The organism is Bacteroides sp. RTP31139st1_H2_RTP31139_211217, from assembly GCF_040227615.1.
In the GTDB taxonomy this organism is placed as follows: Bacteria; Bacteroidota; Bacteroidia; order Bacteroidales; family Bacteroidaceae; genus Bacteroides; species Bacteroides uniformis.
On sequence record NZ_JBCNZM010000309.1, the window covers coordinates 1 to 2,028 of the forward strand.

Here is a 2,028-nt window from a genome sequence, read left to right on the forward strand (position 1 = left end):
GTATTCTCGTTTTTACGCCAAGTCTCAATATTCATAAAGGCTGAAATGCGGTTGGTTTCCTCGGCATTCCTTTCCTGACGGCTTACGGCCAATGGGAAACGTGCGACACTGCTGTTGGTGAACTCTCGGATTTCAGCGTCTTTACCTAAGAATCCGGTTACTGTGAAATTGTTTTCAATCTTTTTCATGTTGAATTGCTTTTAGAAGTTATTAAATCAATTTTTACACTGCCTAAAAAGTAGATGTCGTTTAAGGGATGCGCCAAGGATAGCGCGTCAATACGCTTTATTTTTAGCCACAGGCAAAATCGAAGGCTCGATAAAGGAAGATTGAGGCGGCTACGCCATTGGTCAAGACAACCATGTCGTTCCCGTCGGCATACTATCTTTGCAGAGGAAAAATGATGATTGCTTCGATAAAAAGCGATTATGGAAAATGGGAAACAAGTAAACCGGTAATGATAAGGAAAAAGAGCAAAGCCAAATGTCGGCACAAAGGCGAGACATGCCTGGCTTGAATTGAGACTGTAACAAACAGAATACCGTCCAATCAGAAAAAAGGTCACTGCATAAGGAATGTGTCAGCCAAGAGTGGACAGAAGCGTAGGCAGCCCATCCTTGGAGGATAGTGATATCTGCATCGAAAAAAAATGGAACTGGAAGGAAAAACGGCAGGGAGAACCAGACTTTTCACAAAGTGGTTTCCAATTCGCTTTGCGTGAATGGCTGGTTTCTACAAAAGGAAGTGGCGCAGCCAAAAGAAAAAGTTATAAAAGGAAAATGGAAGTAAGGCTGAAATGGGTGATTCCATTCCAGCCAGTCGATGATATTTGTCCAAGGTGTCATTGAAATTCAACCATCATAATACGATACTCGAATATTTTGGTTTTGTCGCTGGGGCGTCGCTGGCAAACCCAAAGGTGTCGTGCACCGTAACCGTATGTGAAATACTCATCAAGTGGAGTTTTTTTCTCCAACTGTCTCATGCTTTCACGCAATTCCGCCTCATTGCCAGAAAAAAGAATCGTGTTAATGATTCGGAAATAAAGTTCAGTTACCTCGTCACAATAGGGGCAAAAGCTGTGTTCAATTGTTACTTTCATGCTTCTTTTGATTTTTATTGTACTTCGATTATATCTTCAATTCGACCATATAGGACAGAACGTAGTGCGGTTTTGTCAATGGCATAATATTCGGCAATATGTCCGTGTTGTTTCACGAAATACCGTTTGAGAACATCGGAGAAGTCAAAACGGTAGCCCATTAAAGCGATACCTCTTTTGAAATGGCAGCACTCTTTCACATTGCGGGTGAGCCAGTTTTTTTCTTCCCGACTCAACTTGTCGCCATTATCAAGACGTTCCCGTAATTTGTAAACCTTGCTATCTTTCAGTTTTTCCAATTCGGGCACATCCCATTGGACGAATTTCATTGCTATCTGTGTCATGGTTCTATGTTGTAAAATTGTAAAAATTACTTCGTCACAGTATTTAATAATCTCTCTTTGCTGTAGGATAGACCATAATTTTACTTTATCTTCTTCTACTCATTCAGTTACTAATTTGACCTTCCATTCTCCCTGAGAGAATATTCTAAAGCTCACGTACTCGTCTTCAAATTCATAGGTTAGAATCTTGATATAGACTTTATCTTTGTCCTCCAACGATTCTACCAATTTTTTGATTTCTTCTTCTGGATACACCCAACGAGAGGAAAATTCTGCATCTACACTATCACCATATCGATTGGTAAATTCGCTGAAAGTGTCATCCAAGAAATCCTCTATTTTGTCGAGGTCTGTTTTATTTTCCGTTCTTGCGTGGAAAATGTTGGTTGCATAATTTGCCATAAATACTAAGTTTTAAGTTTGTTACTTTCCCTCCTGTAGCATTTCACTTACTTTCGGACTTGATTGAAATTATGTCGCTTCAACAGGTGGCATGGCTATGTATGCAGGGTTTCACTACAAAATACTACCTCTGCGAAGCGGAGCGTGGAGATTTTATAGTGAACCTTCAGGTTACAACCT

Annotated in this window: 4 protein-coding genes; all 4 read right to left on the reverse strand. The window is 40.2% G+C overall.

Features of this window, described 5'->3' with window-relative positions; genetic code table 11:
- Positions 1-188: single-stranded DNA-binding protein (locus tag ABUA47_RS24370; protein WP_349832242.1), on the reverse strand; the 188-nt coding region annotated here is incomplete at its 3' end.
- A gap of 653 nt (positions 189-841) precedes the next feature.
- Positions 842-1,102: a hypothetical protein gene (locus ABUA47_RS24375; protein ID WP_005836696.1), complete on the reverse strand. Its 261-nt coding sequence runs from the start codon at positions 1,100-1,102 to the stop codon at positions 842-844.
- Positions 1,103-1,116: 14 nt separating this feature from the next.
- Positions 1,117-1,446, reverse strand: coding sequence for a hypothetical protein (locus ABUA47_RS24380; RefSeq protein WP_004323450.1), 330 nt, complete (start codon positions 1,444-1,446; stop codon positions 1,117-1,119).
- Positions 1,447-1,545: 99 nt separating this feature from the next.
- On the reverse strand, positions 1,546-1,848 hold the full coding sequence (locus ABUA47_RS24385) for a hypothetical protein (protein ID WP_005836695.1): 303 nt from the start codon (positions 1,846-1,848) through the stop codon (positions 1,546-1,548).
- Positions 1,849-2,028 lie beyond the last annotated feature (180 nt).